We start from the raw sequence: 3,099 nt of genomic DNA on the forward strand, positions 1-3,099 counted from the left end.
ACAGACTTGTTATAGGATCAAGCCTTACGGGCAATTAGTATCAGTTAGCTGAACGCATTACTGCGCTTACACACCTGACCTATCAACGTCCTGGTCTCGAACGACCCTTCAAGGGGATCTAGTCCCCAGGGATATCTCATCTTAAGGCGAGTTTCCCGCTTAGATGCTTTCAGCGGTTATCTCTTCCGAACATAGCTACCCGGCGATGCCACTGGCGTGACAACCGGTACACCAGAGGTTCGTCCACTCCGGTCCTCTCGTACTAGGAGCAGCCCCCTTCAAATATCCAACGCCCACGGCAGATAGGGACCAAACTGTCTCACGACGTTTTAAACCCAGCTCACGTACCTCTTTAAATGGCGAACAGCCATACCCTTGGGACCGGCTACAGCCCCAGGATGAGATGAGCCGACATCGAGGTGCCAAACACCGCCGTCGATATGAACTCTTGGGCGGTATCAGCCTGTTATCCCCAGAGTACCTTTTATCCGTTGAGCGATGGCCCTTCCATACAGAACCACCGGATCACTATGACCTGCTTTCGCACCTGCTCGACTTGTCGGTCTCGCAGTTAAGCACGCTTATGCCATTGCACTATCAGCACGATTTCCGACCGTACCTAGCGTACCTTCGTACTCCTCCGTTACGCTTTGGGAGGAGACCGCCCCAGTCAAACTGCCTACCATGCACTGTCCCCGACCCGGATCACGGGCCAAGGTTAGAACCTCAAACAAACCAGGGTGGTATTTCAAGGACGGCTCCACCGAAACTAGCGTTCCGGTTTCATAGCCTCCCACCTATCCTACACAGATCGGTTCAAAGTCCAATGCAAAGCTACAGTAAAGGTTCATGGGGTCTTTCCGTCTAGCCGCGGGTAGATTGCATCATCACAAACACTTCAACTTCGCTGAGTCTCGGGAGGAGACAGTGTGGCCATCGTTACGCCATTCGTGCAGGTCGGAACTTACCCGACAAGGAATTTCGCTACCTTAGGACCGTTATAGTTACGGCCGCCGTTTACCGGGACTTCAATCAAGAGCTTGCACCCCATCATTTAATCTTCCGGCACCGGGCAGGCGTCACACCCTATACGTCCACTTTCGTGTTTGCAGAGTGCTGTGTTTTTATTAAACAGTCGCAGCCACCAGTTTATTGCAACCCCTTCACCCTTCCAGCGCAGGCTGGTCAAGCTACAAGGGCGTACCTTATCCCGAAGTTACGGTACCAATTTGCCGAGTTCCTTCTCCCGAGTTCTCTCAAGCGCCTTAGAATACTCATCTCGCCCACCTGTGTCGGTTTGCGGTACGGTCATCGTTAGACTGAAGCTTAGAGGCTTTTCTTGGAACCACTTCCAATTGCTTCGCTCCCTAAGGAGCTCGCGCCACACCCTTGAATTACGCGCCCGGATTTGCCTAAGCGCCTTCTCCAATGCAGCGACCGGGACGTCCAACACCCGGACAACCTTCCGCGATCCGTCCCCCCATCGCATCTAACAATGGTGCAGGAATATTGACCTGCTTCCCATCAGCTACGCATTTCTGCCTCGCCTTAGGGGCCGACTCACCCTACGCCGATGAACGTTGCGTAGGAAACCTTGGGCTTACGGCGAGGGGGCCTTTCACCCCCTTTATCGCTACTCATGTCAGCATTCGCACTTCCGATACCTCCAGCACCCTTTACAAGGCACCTTCGCAGGCTTACGGAACGCTCTCCTACCATGCGTGCAAGCACGCATCCGCAGCTTCGGTATATAGCTTAGCCCCGTTACATCTTCCGCGCAGGACGACTCGATCAGTGAGCTATTACGCTTTCTTTAAAGGGTGGCTGCTTCTAAGCCAACCTCCTGACTGTTTTAGCCTTCCCACTTCGTTTCCCACTTAGCTATATTTGGGGACCTTAGCTGGCGGTCTGGGTTGTTTCCCTCTTGACACCGGACGTTAGCACCCGATGTCTGTCTCCCGTGATTGCACTCTTCGGTATTCGGAGTTTGCTATGGCGGGGTAATCTGCAATAGACCCCCCAACCATGACAGTGCTCTACCCCCGAAGGTGAGACACGAGGCACTACCTAAATAGTTTTCGGAGAGAACCAGCTATTTCCAGGTTTGTTTAGCCTTTCACCCCTATCCACAGCTCATCCCCTAACTTTTCAACGTTAGTGGGTTCGGACCTCCAGTACGTGTTACCGCACCTTCATCCTGGCCATGGATAGATCACCTGGTTTCGGGTCTACGCCCAGCAACTGAACGCCCTATTCGGACTCGCTTTCGCTACGCCTGCCCTATACGGTTAAGCTTGCTACTGAACGTAAGTCGCTGACCCATTATACAAAAGGTACGCCGTCACCCCTTGCGAGGCTCCGACTGTTTGTATGCATGCGGTTTCAGGATCTATTTCACTCCCCTCCCGGGGTTCTTTTCGCCTTTCCCTCACGGTACTGGTTCACTATCGGTCGATCACGAGTATTTAGCCTTGGAGGATGGTCCCCCCATCTTCAGACAGGATTTCACGTGTCCCGCCCTACTTGTCGCACACCTAGTTCTTTCATACTGTTTTCGCCTACAGGGCTATCACCTGCTATGGCCGCACTTTCCAGAGCGTTCGGCTAACAATACAAATAAAGAGTGCAAGGCTCATCCCATTTCGCTCGCCACTACTTTGGGAATCTCGGTTGATTTCTTTTCCTGCGGTTACTTAGATGTTTCAGTTCACCGCGTTCGCTTCACTAGACCTATGTATTCAGTCCAGGATGACCCAAAAGGGCCGGGTTTCCCCATTCGGACATCTACGGATCAAAGCTCGTTTGCCAGCTCCCCGTAGCTTTTCGCAGGCTACCGCGTCCTTCATCGCCTGTGATCGCCAAGGCATCCACCACATGCACTTGTTCGCTTGACCCTATAACGAGTCTGTCTCATCGACAGTCGCTACAGGTTGAGTTCTCGCGTTGTGCCGTATTCCAATTGAGTCAAACATAGAGTTCGAATCATCTTGAGATACATCGATACAATCACAACCCGGATAGTTTCCACGTCCATCTCGAGACGCTTCCGCTATCCAAATTACTTACTTCTTCCAGATTGTTAAAGAACGACAGCCGATA

1 rRNA gene is annotated in these 3,099 nt (G+C 52.4%); it reads right to left on the reverse strand.

Features of this window, described 5'->3' with window-relative positions:
* Positions 1 to 13 precede the first annotated feature (13 nt).
* A 23S ribosomal RNA gene (locus CFB49_RS35315) occupies positions 14 to 2,894 on the reverse strand.
* Between the last annotated feature and the right edge of the window lie 205 nt (positions 2,895 to 3,099).

Source organism: Burkholderia sp. AU17457 (assembly GCF_002223255.1).
Taxonomy (GTDB): domain Bacteria; phylum Pseudomonadota; class Gammaproteobacteria; order Burkholderiales; family Burkholderiaceae; genus Burkholderia; species Burkholderia sola.